General features: G+C 60.9%; 15 protein-coding genes. 10 read left to right on the top strand and 5 right to left on the bottom strand.

Going from position 1 to position 15,500, the window contains the following annotated elements:
• Positions 1-26: 26 nt before the first annotated feature.
• The 4 genes from ACVWY8_RS11535 to ACVWY8_RS11520 all read left to right on the top strand — a co-directional run bounded on the left by ACVWY8_RS11535 (position 27) and on the right by ACVWY8_RS11520 (position 3,687).
• A complete protein-coding gene (locus ACVWY8_RS11535; RefSeq protein WP_414343199.1) occupies positions 27-305 on the top strand; it encodes an Asr1405/Asl0597 family protein in 279 nt (92 codons plus the stop codon).
• Positions 289-939 (top strand): (2Fe-2S) ferredoxin domain-containing protein, encoded by a 651-nt coding sequence (locus ACVWY8_RS11530; RefSeq protein ID WP_414357287.1) that lies wholly within the window; start codon positions 289-291, stop codon positions 937-939. Before ACVWY8_RS11535 ends, ACVWY8_RS11530 begins: the two co-directional genes overlap by 17 nt.
• 174 nt (positions 940-1,113) lie before the next feature.
• Positions 1,114-2,088, top strand: a complete 975-nt coding sequence (locus ACVWY8_RS11525; RefSeq protein ID WP_457395035.1) for a Gfo/Idh/MocA family protein — start codon at positions 1,114-1,116, stop codon at positions 2,086-2,088.
• Positions 2,089-2,400: 312 nt separating this feature from the next.
• Positions 2,401-3,687 (top strand): AmpG family muropeptide MFS transporter, encoded by a 1,287-nt coding sequence (locus tag ACVWY8_RS11520; protein WP_457397119.1) that lies wholly within the window; start codon positions 2,401-2,403, stop codon positions 3,685-3,687.
• Positions 3,688-3,746: 59 nt separating this feature from the next.
• Here the strand turns inward: ACVWY8_RS11520 and gap are convergent, their stop codons facing one another.
• The gene (gap, locus tag ACVWY8_RS11515) at positions 3,747-4,763 is read right to left on the bottom strand and encodes a type I glyceraldehyde-3-phosphate dehydrogenase (protein WP_457395030.1); all 1,017 of its coding nucleotides are present in this window, start codon (positions 4,761-4,763) and stop codon (positions 3,747-3,749) included.
• Between the two features lie 175 nt (positions 4,764-4,938).
• On the opposite strand from gap, the gene surE reads away from it, so the two are divergent.
• Positions 4,939-5,745 (top strand): 5'/3'-nucleotidase SurE, encoded by an 807-nt coding sequence (surE, locus tag ACVWY8_RS11510; protein ID WP_414419291.1) that lies wholly within the window; start codon positions 4,939-4,941, stop codon positions 5,743-5,745.
• Here surE and ACVWY8_RS11505 read toward each other — a convergent pair.
• Positions 5,668-6,315: a DUF3318 domain-containing protein gene (locus ACVWY8_RS11505; RefSeq protein ID WP_414400295.1), complete on the bottom strand. Its 648-nt coding sequence runs from the start codon at positions 6,313-6,315 to the stop codon at positions 5,668-5,670. The genes surE and ACVWY8_RS11505 overlap by 78 nt on opposite strands.
• Before the next feature lie 249 nt (positions 6,316-6,564).
• Between ACVWY8_RS11505 and ACVWY8_RS11500 the strand changes: the two genes are divergently transcribed.
• The 4 genes from ACVWY8_RS11500 to ACVWY8_RS11485 all read left to right on the top strand — a co-directional run bounded on the left by ACVWY8_RS11500 (position 6,565) and on the right by ACVWY8_RS11485 (position 11,820).
• Positions 6,565-7,371, top strand: coding sequence for a GvpL/GvpF family gas vesicle protein (locus ACVWY8_RS11500; RefSeq protein ID WP_457395028.1), 807 nt, complete (start codon positions 6,565-6,567; stop codon positions 7,369-7,371).
• A 204-nt stretch (positions 7,372-7,575) separates the two neighbouring features.
• Positions 7,576-8,886: a homoserine dehydrogenase gene (locus ACVWY8_RS11495; RefSeq protein ID WP_011433040.1), complete on the top strand. Its 1,311-nt coding sequence runs from the start codon at positions 7,576-7,578 to the stop codon at positions 8,884-8,886.
• Positions 8,887-9,004: 118 nt separating this feature from the next.
• A complete protein-coding gene (gene hemG / locus ACVWY8_RS11490) occupies positions 9,005-10,540 on the top strand; it encodes a protoporphyrinogen oxidase (protein WP_457395025.1) in 1,536 nt (511 codons plus the stop codon).
• Between the two features lie 53 nt (positions 10,541-10,593).
• Positions 10,594-11,820 (top strand): DUF3326 domain-containing protein, encoded by a 1,227-nt coding sequence (locus tag ACVWY8_RS11485; RefSeq protein ID WP_457395022.1) that lies wholly within the window; start codon positions 10,594-10,596, stop codon positions 11,818-11,820.
• A 49-nt stretch (positions 11,821-11,869) separates the two neighbouring features.
• Here the strand turns inward: ACVWY8_RS11485 and ACVWY8_RS11480 are convergent, their stop codons facing one another.
• Positions 11,870-12,775: a leucine-rich repeat domain-containing protein gene (locus ACVWY8_RS11480; protein WP_457395019.1), complete on the bottom strand. Its 906-nt coding sequence runs from the start codon at positions 12,773-12,775 to the stop codon at positions 11,870-11,872.
• Positions 12,776-12,961: 186 nt separating this feature from the next.
• Between ACVWY8_RS11480 and ACVWY8_RS11475 the strand changes: the two genes are divergently transcribed.
• On the top strand, positions 12,962-14,212 hold the full coding sequence (locus ACVWY8_RS11475) for an LL-diaminopimelate aminotransferase (protein WP_011433036.1): 1,251 nt from the start codon (positions 12,962-12,964) through the stop codon (positions 14,210-14,212).
• On the opposite strand, the gene ACVWY8_RS11470 is transcribed toward ACVWY8_RS11475, so the two are convergent.
• Positions 14,209-14,505 carry a hypothetical protein gene (locus ACVWY8_RS11470; protein WP_457397115.1) on the bottom strand — a complete coding sequence of 99 codons (297 nt, stop codon included), beginning with the start codon at positions 14,503-14,505 and terminating at the stop codon, positions 14,209-14,211. The genes ACVWY8_RS11475 and ACVWY8_RS11470 overlap by 4 nt on opposite strands.
• Before the next feature lie 145 nt (positions 14,506-14,650).
• A complete protein-coding gene (locus ACVWY8_RS11465) occupies positions 14,651-15,475 on the bottom strand; it encodes a creatininase family protein (RefSeq protein ID WP_457395075.1) in 825 nt (274 codons plus the stop codon).
• Between the last annotated feature and the right edge of the window lie 25 nt (positions 15,476-15,500).

Raw genomic sequence — 15,500 nt, 5'->3', positions numbered from 1 at the left:
TTACCTCTGAGGTGCTGATCCCGGCCATGAACCCCGCCTTTCTGGACTCTGAGCGCGGTTATCTTTTGGATATTCCTCTGGGCGAGCGCTGGCGCATCGGTCGGCGGTTAGTGGAATTGGGGATCCCGGCGATTTGTACAGGAGATGGTCGTCTGCGGGTGGAGGTGAGTACTCCATTGGCTGTTCTACAGGTGCGCAGTGTGATCCGTCAGCACACAGCGCGGCGACAGGAGTTATTGGATGGCCTAGAGGTTTGTTGGCAGCTCAACACAGAGGCTGGGGGTCAAGATGAGCAAGTTCCCTAAGCAAGGAATCCCGTTTGAGTCGGAGGGCCAGTTTTTGGGATTTCTTCCCGATAAGGATGGCAAGCTCAAGTACCTGCGTTGGCAGGCTGGGGCTGACATTTTTTCCGGCAAGATCCCCAAGTCTCTGCGCTCTGCCCTCTACCGCACCCTCAAACCTGGAGACACCGTGCAGATCTGTGGGGAGCGGGAGGTGGATCCGCACAAAGGGCGAGAGAAGTGGGTGCTTTACCGGGTGGTTCCCCTCGGAGAGAGGGCGGGGGGTTTGTCTTCGGCTTCTGGGGCTGAGGCAGCTTCCGAACCGGTTGCTCCAAACATCACAGATATCAAAGGAGATATCAAAGGTACAGACATCAAAGGTAAGGTGCTGGTCTGCCAGAAATCCGACTGTTATCGGCGTGGGGCCGGAGCGGTGATGCAAGCCCTGAACGCCCACTTGGCCGCCTACTCTGGTTCGATTTGCGTGCAGGGGGTGGGCTGCATGAAAGATTGCAAACGGGGCCCCCATGTGGTGTTTATGCCCGACAAAGCCCGTTATAGCGGCGTTTCCCCCCAAGGGATCCCGGCTTTGTTGGAGCGGCATTTTCCGCTTTCCTCGCCGCAACCCCAAGAGGTTGAAGCAGCAGCTTCTTCCTAACGCCCATGGGATCCCCACCGGCGAACAGCTCTGTGAGGTAGGCACAAAATCAAAGGGTGCAGCAGGAGTTTTCCGGCAAACCTAGGCGGAGCGAGATCCGGATTGCCGGGTGGTACAAAGGATCCCTCCTGTGTGATGCTACAGACAGAGGCAGGCTAGGGGAGGGAACAAACCTTGCGGGTGGGGATCATCGGCACCGGCTACGCAGCTCGCTCACGGGCCGAGGCCTTGCGCAAAGATGGGCAAGTGCAGATTGTCGCTGTTGCCGGTCGAGCTCCCGACCGGAGCGATGCTTTTGCCGCCGAGTTGGGGGCCGTCGCCTATTCGGACTGGTCTTCTCTGTTGGGCGAGCAGCGGCTGGATCTGGTTTTTGTCAGCACCATCAATCGGGATCATGCCGCCATTGCCCGTGCTGCTCTGGAGGCAGGGATCCACACCGTCGTGGAATATCCCCTCGCCCTCAGCGCTGCCGAAGCGCGTTCCTTGGTGCAATTGGCAGCCGAGCGGCAAGTGCTGCTGCACGTCGAACACATCGAGCTAATTAGCGGCGTTCACCGGTTGCTGAAACAAGAGCTGGAAGGGTTGGGCAAGCTGTTTGCCGTTCGCTACATCACTCTCACCGCCACCCACCCCGCCCCCGATCGCTGGACCTATCGGCCTGAGTTGTTTGGCTTCCCCCTCATGGGGGCCGTTTCTCGCATCCACCGCTTGGTGGACTTGTTGGGCAGGGTAGAACGGGTGAGCTGCCAACTGCGCTACGACGGGCCGGATCTGCCCCACCGCTACAGCAGTTGCTACTGCACAGCCCAGCTGAGTTTTGCCAGTGGGTTGCTGGCGGTGTTGACCTATGGCAAGGGGGATTCCCTGTGGTGCTCGCAGCGGCTACTGGAGTTCCACGGTCAACGGGGGGGCCTATTGATCAACGGCGAAGAGGCAACGTTGCTGCGGCCCGGCAGCGCCCACCCTCTAGAGACGGGATCCCGCCACGGCCTGTTCGAGCAAGACACCCGCATGGTGCTGGATCACCTGCGCCACGGCAGACCCCTCTATATCCATACTGAAAACATGCTCCACGCCCTGGCGGTGGCCGAGGCAGCCGAGCGATCTGCCCAAACCCAGCAGGTGGTTTGCGTTCAGGATTGGCTCTAAGGGAAGTCCCTCTCCCCTTGAGAGAGGGGAGCTACGCAATGGGGAGTTTCACTGGGATGTTATGGTCATTTCAGGTTAAGGTGAGACGCCTGGGCTGCTGATCGCGCCAGCGGGACGGAGTCCTTGAAAAGCCCTATAGCCTGCTGCACTCAGAGTTTTAGGTGTGGGTGCAGTGCCCTAGTTTAATTGAAATGACCATACTGGCAATACAGGGATCCCTGAAAATAGACAGGATGGCGGGGAGGGCTAGTCATGATTGAGGCGGGGGCAAGCGTCTTGAGGCGGATGTTGGGCGTCTACGGCAGCTCTAAGATGGGCGTTCTGCTGCTGTTGGGGTTTTCTTCGGGTTTGCCGCTGCTGCTGATCAACACCACCTTGAATGCTTGGCTGACCCAAGCGGGCTTGACCACCATTGCCATCGGCTTGTTTAACCTGCTCAATTTGCCCTACTCCTTTAAGTTCTTGTGGTCGCCTGTTCTGGATCGATTTCTGTTGCCGGCACCGGGATCCCTGCGGGGCAGTCGGCGGCGGGGGTGGATGGCCCTGACCCAAGTGCTGTTGCTGCTCAGCATAGGGCTACTGGGTTTTCAGGATCCGACCCAAACCTGGCTGGAAGCTCTGGGATGGGAAGAGCTGGCCCAGACTTGGCCGGGAATCACGGTTTTCACCCGCCCGATCTTTCTGGTGGGGTTGCTGGTGGCTTTTTTGAGCGCCTCTCAGGACATCGCGGTGGATGCCTACCGTACCGATATCTTGGCAGAGCGGGAGATGGGGGCAGGGGTAGCGATTTTTGTATTCGGCTACCGCATCGCGCTGCTGGTCAGCAGTGGCGTGAGCTTGATCTTGGCGGACTATTTGCCCTGGTGGCAGGTGTACGGGATCATGGCGCTGCTGATGTTGATCGGGTTGATTACCTCGTTTTTGGCCCCTGAGCCGGAAAACAGCGCCCTCAAGCCTACCTCTTTGCGGTCGGCCATCATCGAGCCGTTTCAATCTTTTTGGCGGCACCGCTTGGCCTGGGCGATCCTGCTGTTTGTGGTCTGCTTCAAGTTGCCGGACAGCTTGGCAGGGCAAATGACCCCTACATTTTTGTTGCAGACGGGGTTTAGCACCAGCGATCTGGGCATTATCCGCAGTTGGATAGGCTTGTTGGCCACCTTGGCGGGGGCTTTTGTGGGGGGGGAGTGGGTCAGCCGCATCGGCACCTACCGCTGTCTGTTCATTTTCGCAGCCTTGCAAGGGATCGGCAATTTGGGCCTGGGAGCGATTGGGTTGGTGGGGCAAAACTATCCGCTGCTGCTGGGGGCAACCGTTTTCGACAACATGGCCGGGGGCATGGGCACGGCTGCTTTTCTGGCTTTTTTGATGAGCCTTTGCGATCGGCAATTTAGTGCCACCCAGTATGCTTTGCTCACCAGTGTATTTGCCGTGGGGGGAACCTTGGCCGGGGCCGTGTCGGGCTATTTGGCGGCTGCAGTCAATTGGCCTTTGTTTTATTTGATTACAGCGATGACAGCTGCTCCGGCGATGGTGATCCTACTGTGGCTTGGCCCCCCTTCATCGACTGCAACCCCGGCCACAACCGCATCTGAACCGTAACTGCCCCACCGCAAATCCGGTTCTAATAGCCTTGCCTTGAACGCAACAAGGATGGCCGCCTACAGCGCAGCCCCGATTTTGGCCGCCAGATCCACCAGCCGCGCCGCATAGCCGTACTCGTTGTCATACCAGGAGAGCACCTTCACCGTGCGATCCCCTAAGGTCATGGTGGATCCCAAATCCACAATGGAAGAGTGGGGATCCCCGACAATATCCGCCGATACGATCTCTGGCGGAGCAATGGCCAGGATGCCGCGCAGCGGGCCTTCTGCAGCCTCGATAAAGGCTTGGTTGACGGCTTCTTTGGTGATGGGCTGCTCGGTACGCACCACAAAGTCCACAATCGAGCCGGTCAAGGTGGGCACCCGCAGCGCCAGGCCATCCATCTTCCCTCTCAGGGCGGGCAAAACCTCGGCCACTGCCGTGGCGGCCCCGGTGGTGGAAGGCACGATCGACACTGCTGCTGAGCGGCCCCGCCGATAATCTTTGGGATCCGGGCGATCCACAATTGCCTGAGTGGCGGTATAGGCATGGCAAGTGGTGAGAAAGCCGGTCTCGATGCCGAAGCGATCCAACAAAACCTTGGCCAGCGGCGCCAAGCAGTTGGTGGTGCAGGAAGCATTGGAGACGATGTGATGCCGCTCTGGGTCGTATTGGTCGTCGTTGACCCCCATCACCACCGTCAAGTCGGGGCCTTTGGCAGGAGCAGAGATGATCACCTTTTTGGCCCCGGCCTCCAGGTGTTTGGCCGCCCCCTCTCGTTTGGTGAACAAGCCGGTCGATTCCACCACCAGGTCAACCCCCAGATCTTTCCAGGGCAGTTGTGCCGGATCCCGCTCTGCCAAAACCCGGACTTTCAGGTGGCTGCCGATTTGCAGATGTCCGTTCACCGCGCTCACGGTTTGGGGCAGGCGCCCATAGGCCGAGTCGAACTGGAGCAGGTAGGCCAAGTTGTCGGGTTCGGTCAGGTCATTGACTGCCACCACCTCCAGCTCTGGAGCTGGCTGAGACAGCAGCACCCGCAGGAAGGCCCGCCCAATGCGACCAAATCCGTTAATGGCTACCCGTGTGGTCATCGCAATCCTCCGGTATCAGTTTATACGATGGATCAGGGGACGCGGCATGGGAGACGCTGCCCCCCTAGGGATAGGGTAAAAGAAGAACGGGATCCCCATCGCTTTTGCACCCAAGATCTCCAGATTTGCCACTGGGACTCACCCAAGAAGTTGCCGGCAGAAGGGAAAAGTAGGAATGAAGGTATTGCTGACCAACGATGACGGCATCGAGGCTGCCGGGCTGGCCAACCTCAAGTTGGCCCTCAACTCTCTCATCCCGGAAGAACACTGTTGGATTGTGGCCCCCCACCAGCAGATTTCCGGCTGCAGCCACCAGGTGACGACGGGGCGACCTTTTCGGGCCTTGGCCCGCGGCGAGCGCACCTTTGCCGTCGAGGGATCCCCTGCCGACTGTGTGCGGGTGGCCCTATTCAAGCTGGCCCCAGCGGTGGATTGGGTGCTTTCCGGTATCAACGAAGGGGGAAACCTCGGATCGGATGTGTACCTGTCGGGAACGGTGGCAGCGGTGCGGGAAGCGGCGATGCGCGGGATCCCGGGAATTGCCATTTCCCAATACCGAGCAGGGGGCCAACCCATCGACTGGGAGCAGGCCCAGCGGTGGACGCGGGAAATCTTGGCGGAGCTGATGGAACAACCCCTGCCCAGGGGGGCGTTTTGGAATGTGAACCTGCCTCACTTGCCCGCCGGATCCCCTCTGCCGGAGCGGGTCTATTGTCCCCTCTGCACCCAACCCCTGCCGCTCGATTATGCGGTGGAAGCCGAGGGAAATGGGGCAGAGTCGCTGTGGTTTCGCTATCAGGGCCGCTATGCGGAGCGCGCTCGGGATCCCCAAACCGATACCGACATCTGCTTTTCGGGTCGGGTGGCCATCACCCAAGTGCAACTGGCCAAGGACTCCGTCCCGCTAACGCGACCAGGCGTTTCCGCTGGGGGGGGTAGAAGCCAGGTTGCGGGCAATGGTTCTCAGCCGTTGCAGCCGTAGCGCCGTCAGGATAGATGCTTCGCCGCTGTCGCGAACGGTGGGATCCAGCTTCAGAACCTGTTCTATGGCATCTGCCAGGTGTTGAGCGGCCTCCTGTCGGGTGTAGCCGCGAAACTGAGCACGGCGCAGGGCAAATTCATCGGCGTCGAAATGGGCGCTCTCCCGGTTCAGGTTTTGCCAGATCTGCCGAACGGAGAGAGCCGTAATGCCACCTGCCAACAGAGCGGAAAAGGGGTGCTGCAAAGAGAGCTCCGCAACAGTGGTGATGCCCCCCATCAAGGCCAGCGATTGGTAAAACCCCGGCTGCAACCAATTGCGGTTGCCCAGCCATCCCACCTCCCGCAGAAACAACAGATCCCGCTGCGGCTGAGGGATCCCTTGCCAACGGCGAAAATCGATGGCGATGGTGCCCTGGGGCTGCCAAGGGGCTTTGCGGCGGGAGATGAGCAGGGCTTCACCCCCGAAGTGGGGAACAATGGTGATCAAGGGTCGGAAAGAAGCGGGGAGCAGATCCCGCAACCGTTCGGTTTCTTCTTTTTCAAAGGGTTGGAAATCTGGGCGGCTGTTCATGGCCTCACCTGTTGGGGGGGTTGGGGTGGGGAGCCCGCCTGAACACGGGCGCTGTTCCGGCCCCCGACACCACAGCCCTGTGTAGAACCAATGCGAGGTTAGTCTATCGCATCTCCAGGCTGGCCGTGGAACTCTGGCCGTGGAACTCTATAGGTGGAACCCTGTAGGTTTCAAAGATCCCAATCCTAGGTTGCGTAGACTGGGAAGGCGAGCCTACCCGTCTTACCTACTCGTCTTAAATCCGAGACCATGACCTTCCCAGCTCAGCCAGAACCCCAAGTGCTCCGTACTGCTGACGGGAATGAGCAGAGTATCAACAGCCCCCTTTACACCTACGCCTTCTTCCCGCAGCCAGCTCCAGAACTTTTGCCCTTCATCCGGCAAACCGAGGGGATCCATCGGTCGGTGCAGGTGTTCTCCCCGACAGGCAGCCGAATTGCCGCTGCTGTGGAGCCGATGCAGGATCCAGAGTCGCTGCAAGTCTCGGATGAGGTGTTGGTGCGCTCTGCCCTGCGCCACGACCAGGTGATCTGCCGACTGTTCGCCCAGATGCCGGTGCTGCCCCTGCGCTTCGGCACCTGCTTCCTCTCAGCAGAAAAGCTGGGATCCCATCTGCTGTCCCGGCAAGCGGAATACGAACAAGCCCTGGCAGCCATTGGGGGGCGGGCCGAGTACTGTCTCAAAGGAAGGGTTCAACCTCAGCCCCAACCGGAGCCACAGCCCTCCCTAAGCGGGACGGCCTATCTGTTGGCCCGCAAGCAAGCCTATCTCCAGCAACGACAGGCCCAAGAGCAGCAAGAGCAGGAGCAGCAAGCCCTACAGCAGCTTTGGCCTTCCACCTGGCCTGTGCAAAGGGGGGATCCCCAGCCAGGAGAAGCCTTGCGGCTTTACTTTTTGCTCACCCCTGCCGAGTGGGAAGCCGCCGCTCAGCTCACCCAAACCTGGCTGGATCAGCACCCCCATTGGCAACTGGATTGGAGCGCCCCTTTGCCCCCTTATCACTTTGTCCGTGCCTTGCGGGATTCTCTGGCGGACAAGTGTATAGATCCCAACTAAGGACGCCGTCCCGCTAGCGCGAACAAAGTGCTCTGCATGCGGATCATGGTCGCGTTAGCAGAGCGTGGATCCAAGCGTGATAATGGTGAGGGGATCCCGTCCGCTTCCTGTTTGCATTGGCGAGGCGGAGCCCTCACAGGGCAAAGGACTCCGTCCCGCTAACGGGAACAGCAGGCAAAAGGAAGAGTTGTGGTCTAAAGCGCTATGCGCCGCTACCGCGAACGAGTTGGGCTATTGGGGCTGGGCACGGTTGGCACGGGTGTTGTGCAAATTCTGCAGCAACCCCGGCATCCTCTCTTGCAGTCGGTTGAGATTGCGGCGGTGGGGGTGCGCTCTTTGGACAAGCCACGGCAAGTGCGGATCCCACCTGAGCGCCTGACCACCAATCTGGAGCAAATCGTGTCGGATCCGGAAATCGACGTGGTCATCGAGCTGATGGGGGGCTTGGAGCCGGCCCGCACCTTGATCTTAAAAGCCCTTGACCACGGCAAACCCGTGATCACAGCCAACAAAGCGGTGATCGCCCGCCACGGGGAGGAGATCTTTCAGGCGGCAGCCCAAGCCAAAGTCTCGGTGCTCTTGGAAGCGGCAGTCGGGGGCGGGATCCCGATTCTGCAGCCCTTGCAACAGTCCCTGCAGGCCAGCCACATCCAGGCGGTCTGGGGCATTGTGAACGGCACCACCAACTTCATCCTCAGCCAGATGACCCAGGCGGCCAGCTCATTTGAGGAAGCCCTGGCCCTGGCCCAGGCCCACGGCTACGCCGAAGCGGATCCCAGCGCCGATGTGGAAGGGTGGGATGCCGCCGACAAGATCGCCATTTTGGCCAGCCTTGCTTTCGGGGTGTCTGTGAAGCGGGAAGCCATCCCCTGCGAAGGGATCCGCGGCATCAGCCCCACCGACATTCGCTATGCCCGCGAGTGGGGCTACACCTTCAAGCTCTTGGCCATCGCCCAAAGGGCCAACTCTGGCGGGGAGGCAGCGAAGATGGCTTTGGATATCCGGGTTCACCCCACCCTTCTGCCCTCTACCCACCCCTTGGCCAACATCAACGGTGTGGACAATGCCGTTTTGGTGCAGGGGGATCCTTTGGGGCAGGTGGTGCTGTCGGGGCCGGGGGCGGGGCGGGGGCCGACTGCCAGTGCCGTTGTTGGCGATCTGCTGACCCTGATTGCCCACCGGCAAACGGGGGCTGATGCCCCCAATCCGCTGTGGGGATTCTCCTGCTTCCCCGCTGCCGCCTCTTTGATCCCTCTCTCGGAATTGGAGTCGGAGTTTTACGTGCGGGTGTTGGCCCAGGATCAGCCGGGGGTAATGGGGGCGATTGGCACCTGCTTTGGCCGCCACCGGGTTAGCCTGGAGAGCATTACCCAAAAGGAATGTCACCAAGAGCAGGCGGAGATCGTCATCCTCACCCACACCGTCCGCGAGGCCGATTGCCGGCAGGCGCTGGCCGAGATCCAACAACTGCCCCAGGTAGCCGGGATCCCCAGCCTATTTCGGGTGCTGCGCTAGCTGCTATAGATCCAAAATGCTCCGCACCGCTGACGCGAACGCGCTGGTGGGACGGGGAGCGGCTCAGAGCATAATTGTTTGACTCTTGAGGATTGAAAACCCCGTTGGAACCCAAAAGATGAACTCTTCTGTTGAGCACTTTAGCGGGACGCAGTCCTTGCAGGCCGAGGTGGTGGTGGTGGGGGCGGGCATCAGCGGCCTAACGTTGGCCTTGCGATTACAACAGGGCTTATCCCCCAAGGATGAATCCACCCAGCCGCTGCTCCTGGCCGAGGCCAGCTCCCGCGTGGGGGGCTGTATCTCCACCCAATCCAAAGACAGCTATCGCTGGGAAGAGGGCCCCAACAGCTTTACCCCCGTCCCCGCCCTGCTTAACCTCATTGCCGAGGTGGGCTTGGCGGAGCACCTGGTGCTGGCCGATGCCAAGCTGCCCCGCTACATCTACTGGGAAAAAGAGCTGCTACCGGTGCCCCTGAGCCCTTCTGCAGCCATTGGCTCGCGGCTGTTGAGCGTGGGCGGCAAGTTGCGGGCCTTACGTGGGTTGTTGGGGTTTGTTGCGCCACCGCCGGGCAAAGAGGAAACGGTGCGGCAATTCTTCCAGCGGCAACTGGGATCCGAGGTGGTGGAACGGCTGGTCGAACCTTTTACCTCAGGGGTGTATGCCGGGGATCCGGATCAGCTCAGCGCCTTGGCAGCCTTCCCCCGCATTGCCGGCTTGGAAGAACGCTACGGCAGCCTCTTTGCCGGTGCTGTGCAGGCTTTGCGCAGCCGTTATCGCTACGCGACGCTCCCGCGAACCCGTCACCAGGACAGCGGCAACTCCCCCATCCAGCCTCCTCCCAAGCGGGGCCAACTGGGTAACCTGCGGCAGGGGTTGCAGCAGCTACCTGAGGCGATTGCCCAGAAACTGGGCAGTGCGCTGCGGCTGGGCTGGCGGGCTGTGCATCTCAAGCGGGATGAGACGGGCTACCGGGTGGGCTTCGTCATACACGACAGCGGTGCAGAGCACACGGCCCCAGAAGAAATCCACTGGGTGGCGGCTCAACAGGTGGTGCTCACCCTCCCTGCCTACGCTGCTGCCACCCTCCTGCAGGATCTCAACCCCCAGGCCAGCCGGCTGCTGAGGGAAATCCCCTACCCGCCTGTGGCGGTGGTGGCTTTGGCCTATCCAGAAGAAGCCCTCCCCCAACCGCTGCGAGGGTTTGGCCATCTGATCCCTCGCTCTCAGGGCCTGCGCACCCTGGGCACCATCTGGGCCTCCTCCCTCTTCCCAGAGCGGGCTCCTCAGGGCTATCACTGCCTGATCAGCTTCATCGGGGGAGCTACCGATGCGGCTTTTGCCCGCCAGAAAGGGATCCCGCCCATTACGGCGCTCTCCCCTGACGAGCGGGCCCAAATTGTGCATGCAGAACTCAGCCAGATCCTGCTCACCCGCCCTGTCGAACCCATCCGCCTGGGAGAGCGCCTGTGGCCCCAGGCTATCCCGCAATATACGCTTGGCCACCGGCAGCGGATTGCCCAATTGCAGGCCAGCCTGGCCGACCAAACCCCAGGGGTGTGGGTGTGTGCCAACTACCTGGATGGCGTGGCCTTGGGAGATTGTGTGCGGCGGGCCGAGGCCCTAGCCCAGCAGATCCTGTCCGTCCGGCGTTAGCGGTGCGGTTCCCGTTCGCGTGTAGCAGCATAGAGTGCTGTAGACATAGCAGCATGAGCCATCCCTACACCAGCCTCCTGCTCATCCCCACCGGCATTGGTGCCCGCATCGGTGGTTTTGCCGGGGATGCCCTGCCTGTTGCCCGCACCCTGGCAGCAGCCGCAGAGCGGGTCATTACCCATCCCAACGTGTTAAACGGAGCCAGTTTGTTTTGGCCGATGGGGAACGTGTTGTACGTGGAAGGGTACGGCCTGGATCAGTTCTGTGCGGGGGTGTGGAATTTGCGGCCAGTGCGCCAAAACTGTGTTGGGGTGGTGCTGGATGCCGGGATCCCCCCCGATCTGCAACAACGCCACCTGCAGGTGATGCAGGCTGCTCAGGCCACCTTGGGGCTCAACATCGGCCCCTGGCGCTTGACCCGCCAACCCTTGGGCGTTTCCGTCGGCTTCTCCCCCTCAGGAGCCAGCCAGGGATCCCTAGCCCGGCCCGATGCTCTCTTGGAGACTGCCCAGGAGCTGGTTCGCCTGGGGGCAGAGGCCATTGCCGTGGTGGCCCGCTTTCCGGATGACTTGGACTTCAGCCAGTACGAGCAGGGAAGGGGGGTGGATCCCCTGGCCGGCGTCGAAGCCCTGATCAGCCACCTGGTGGTGCGGGAGTTGCGGATCCCTTGTGCCCACGCCCCCGCTTTCTACCCTGAGACTTTCCCCAAGCCGGTTCACCCCCGCGCTGCCGCAGAAGAGGTGGGGTTTACCTTCCTGCCTTCGGTTTTGGTGGGCCTCAGCTACGCTCCCCAGTTCGTCAAGAGCGGGGATCCCGTCCAACCGGGTGACCTGACAGCAGAGCAGGTGGACAGCGTCATCGCCCCGGCCACTGCCTTTGGGGGGCCTGGCTTGCTGCACCTGGCCAGCCGTTATGGCTCCGCAATGCTGTCGCAACCCCACCACAATGCTCCGCCGCTGACGCGAACGGACGGAGTCCTTGCCCGTCCTCCGCTTTTCATTGCCGTCGAGGAAAACACCACCGTGATGCAGGTGCATCCCCGCCAGTTGGGGATCCCTCATGTATCGGTAACCTCCTATCTAGAGGCGATTGGAGTGGTGGTGGCCCATCGAGCAGGAGTGGCCTGGTCGTCGCTACGGCTCTCCCCCTCCACCCGGGACAAGCTGGGATCCCACACTTGCGCCGTTATTGCTACGCGACGCTGTTGCGTTCGTGACAGCGGTGCAGAGCACAATAGTGGGACAGAGTCCTTTCGCGATAGCGGGACGGAGTCCCAGTAGGCTACCGGTCGCGATAGCGGGACGGAGTCCCAGTAGGCTACCGGTCGCGTTAGCGGGACGGAGTCCATGAGCAGATGGGAGCCGGCAGGGGATCCGCCGGGTTTAGGCCGGCAAACCACTCCGACAGGGCGGCCGGCAAGCAGAGGCCGGGGTTTCCCTCGATGTGCAGCCGCTCCAGTCGGGGCAGTTCTGCCAAAAAGGTCGGCAGTTCTCCCGTGAATTGGTTACGTGCCAGGCGCAGATCCCGCAACTGACTCAGTTGGGCCAGTTCGGGGGGCAGGGATCCGCTGAGGCGATTGTCCGACAAGTAGAGGTTTTCCAGATGGTGCAGTTGCCCCAGTTGAGGGGGGATAGGCCCAGAGAGCTGATTGCGATCCAAAAACAGGCCCTTGAGAGAGCTCATCTGGCCCAGTTGGCCGGGAAGGGTGCTGCTGAGGCGGTTGTTTTGCAGGATGAGGTTTTCCAGATGGTGCAGTTGCCCCAGTTGGGGGGGAATAGGCCCAGAGAGCTGGTTGTGATCCAAAAACAGGCCGCGCAGGTTTCGCAACTGCCCCAGCTCGGCTGGAATGGAGCCGGAGAATTCGTTGTAATCGAGAAACAGGTTTTCCAACTGGCCGAGTTGCCCCAGCTCGGGCGGCAGGGGGCCGGAAAGTTGGTTGTGGCTGAGGGACAAGGCTCGCAACCGGCGAAATTGGCCTATTTCGGGCGGCAAGGAGCCGCTCAACCCCTGGCGATCCAACACCAGTTGGACAAGACACTGATCCGGATCAAAAAGGGCCACCTCCTCTACCTTCACCTCCGGACGGCCCAGAGCTGCCAGGATCTGCCGCAGCAAGAGGGGATCCCGACAAAGGGGAGCAGACCAGGCCCCCATCCCCCAGCTCAGCCAAACCCAGATCGCCAACAGGCCCACCGCCCACCTCTCGTGCCGAGCCATTCCCCTCTGCTGCTTCATCCCTGCTCTCCAAAGGATCTTTGCCAAGGTAGCATCCTACTCCGTCCCGCCTCCGCCGGGGTTGTTGCCATGGGCAGGGGAACCGCGACGTAGAAGAGTTCTGGCCCGGAACCGGCTAAGGACTCCGTCCCGCTAGCGCGAACAGCTACACTGAAAAGCCGATGACCTCCTCTTCGGCAAACCTCCATGGCCAGGATCAACGACCACTTCCTCAAGCTCAAGACCGGCTATCTCTTTCCCGAGATCGCCCGGCGGGTGCAGGCTTTTGCCACCGCCCATCCCGAAGCTCAAATTATCAAAATGGGCATTGGCGATGTCACCGAGCCGCTGCCGGAAGCCTGTCGAACGGCCATGATCCGGGCGGTGGAGGAAATGGGGGAACGGGCCACCTTTCGCGGCTATGGGCCAGAGCAGGGCTACGAGTGGCTGCGCCAGGCCATTGCCCGGCACGACTTCCAGGCCCGCAACTGCGATATCGACGCTTCCGAGATCTTCGTCTCCGATGGCTCCAAGTGCGATTGCGGCAACATCCTGGATATCCTCGGCCACGACAACACCATCGCCATCACGGATCCTGTCTATCCGGTTTATGTGGACACCAACGTGATGGCGGGCCATACGGGGCCGGCCAACGAACGCGGCGAATACGAGGGCCTGGTCTATCTGCCCATCACTGCCGAAAATCACTTCACCGCCAGCCTGCCCAGCCAAAAGGTGGATGTGATCTACCTCTGCTTCCCCAATAACCCCACAGGCGCAGTGGCCACACGGGAGCATCTGCAAAACTGGGTGGACTATGCCCGTGCCCACGGCTCCCTGATCCTGTTCGATGCCGCCTACGAAGCCTATATCACCGAGCCCGGGATCCCCCACTCCATTTACGAGATTCCAGGGGCGCGGGAATGTGCCATCGAGTTCCGCTCCTTTTCCAAAACCGCTGGGTTTACCGGCACCCGCTGTGCCTTTACGGTGGTGCCCAAGTCTTTGCGGGGGCAAGCTGCCGATGGATCCTGGGTGGATCTGTGGAGCTTGTGGTATCGCCGTCAATCCACCAAGTTCAACGGGGTGTCCTACATTGTGCAGCGGGGGGCGGAGGCGGTCTATTCCGAAGCGGGGCAAGCGCAGGTGCAAGGTCTGGTGCAGTTTTACCTGGAAAATGCCCGCATCATTCGCCAGCAGTTGGCCGAAGTGGGGATCCAAGTCTATGGCGGCGTGAATGCCCCCTACGTCTGGGTGAAAACACCCGATGGGCTGAGCAGTTGGGAGTTTTTTGACAAGCTGCTGCACACCTGCCATGTGGTGGGTACCCCTGGCTCTGGCTTCGGCAGCGCCGGAGAGGGCTATCTGCGCCTGTCCGCTTTCAACAGCCGCGCCAACGTGGAAGAGGCAATGCGCCGCATTGGCAGCGTGTTTGCGGGGGCTGGAGCCGTTGGTTAATTGAGTCTTGACCCAGAGGGCGAGGATTCTTTCAAGCGCTCCCCGCCGCCAGAGGCGAACAGCTTGGGCCCGACAGGAAAGATGACGAACCAGTCGGCGATACCGCCGCAAACCCTTTTGCCTGCAACGCAGCAACTGGGCCAGCTTCCCCTTCGGCTTTCCGGGTACTGCCGCTTCGACTGCAGCTCCTGACCGTTAGCGATGAAGATATCCATACCCTCATGGGCAGTGGCCAGGTGAACTTTGCCCAAATCCACCCCATTTCCACCAGAACGGGTGTGTTCTGGGGCCAAGGTATCACCCTTTCCCATTGGGCAGATAGAGTTTGCAGCAGCCCAGCAAAAAGCTGCCCTGATCGCGTCAGCAGGTCGTATCTTGGTCGGCCAGTTCTGGCGAAAGCCTTTCACAAAGCAGGCCGTAGGTCTTTTGCCTGGATCCCTAGACCAGCAGCGGGGCTTTGCGCCAAGCCTTGGGCTGCTGGAACCGGTGCAGATCTCGGATCAGCCGCACCCAGCCGTCAGACATGGACTCCACCAAAACTTTGCCTTTCTCCGGCGTGGCGGCGGTGGCATCGCCCAAAACTCCGCTCTGGGTGAGATCGCGAGTTGCCCAAGCGAAAGGGATCCGCCCTTCCATGCTGAGCAGGCTGTTTTCCGGCAGATCGTGGGGATATTCGCAGACCAATCGGTCGGTTCGCACCGTGTCCGGCAAAAGGTGCATCAGCATACTGGTCTCCCCATCGCCGGCGTGAATGCCCAATTCCCGTTCTTTCTCGGTAAACAGCTCTCGTCCTTCGTGGGGAACGCGCCAGACCGACACCGGAAACAGCATGAAATCTTCATACTTCTGGTGCAGATCGCGGGCAACAATCTCCAGGACCTGTGGCTGGCCGCCGTGGGAATTGAGGAATACCAGCTTGCGAAACCCAGCTCGGTAGATGCTCTCTGCCACTTCCGTCAGCACCGCCATCAGGGTTTGGGCCGAGAGGGTAATGGTGCCGGGGAAATGCCAGTGCTCGTTGGCTTTGCCGTAACATTGGGTGGGCAAAACATAGGCCAGGATCTCAGGCTCCAGCTTCTCCATGGCGCGCCCGATGACCGCCGTGCCGATGCAGGCATCCACCACCAGGGGCAGGTGGGGCCCGTGTTGCTCGATTGAGGCAACCGGCTGGATGATCACCACGTTCTCTTTGTCGGGCATGGCCTGGATCTCCGTCCAGGTCAGGTAGGGGAAAAAGCGGTGGGGCGGGACAAAAGTGTGCATCATGGCGGGATCCGTTCAAGTTTGA

Source organism: Thermostichus sp. OS-CIW-32 (assembly GCF_054060415.1).
The sequence above is the reverse complement of the archived record's forward strand: the minus strand, read 5'-3'. Positions and strand labels throughout refer to the sequence as shown.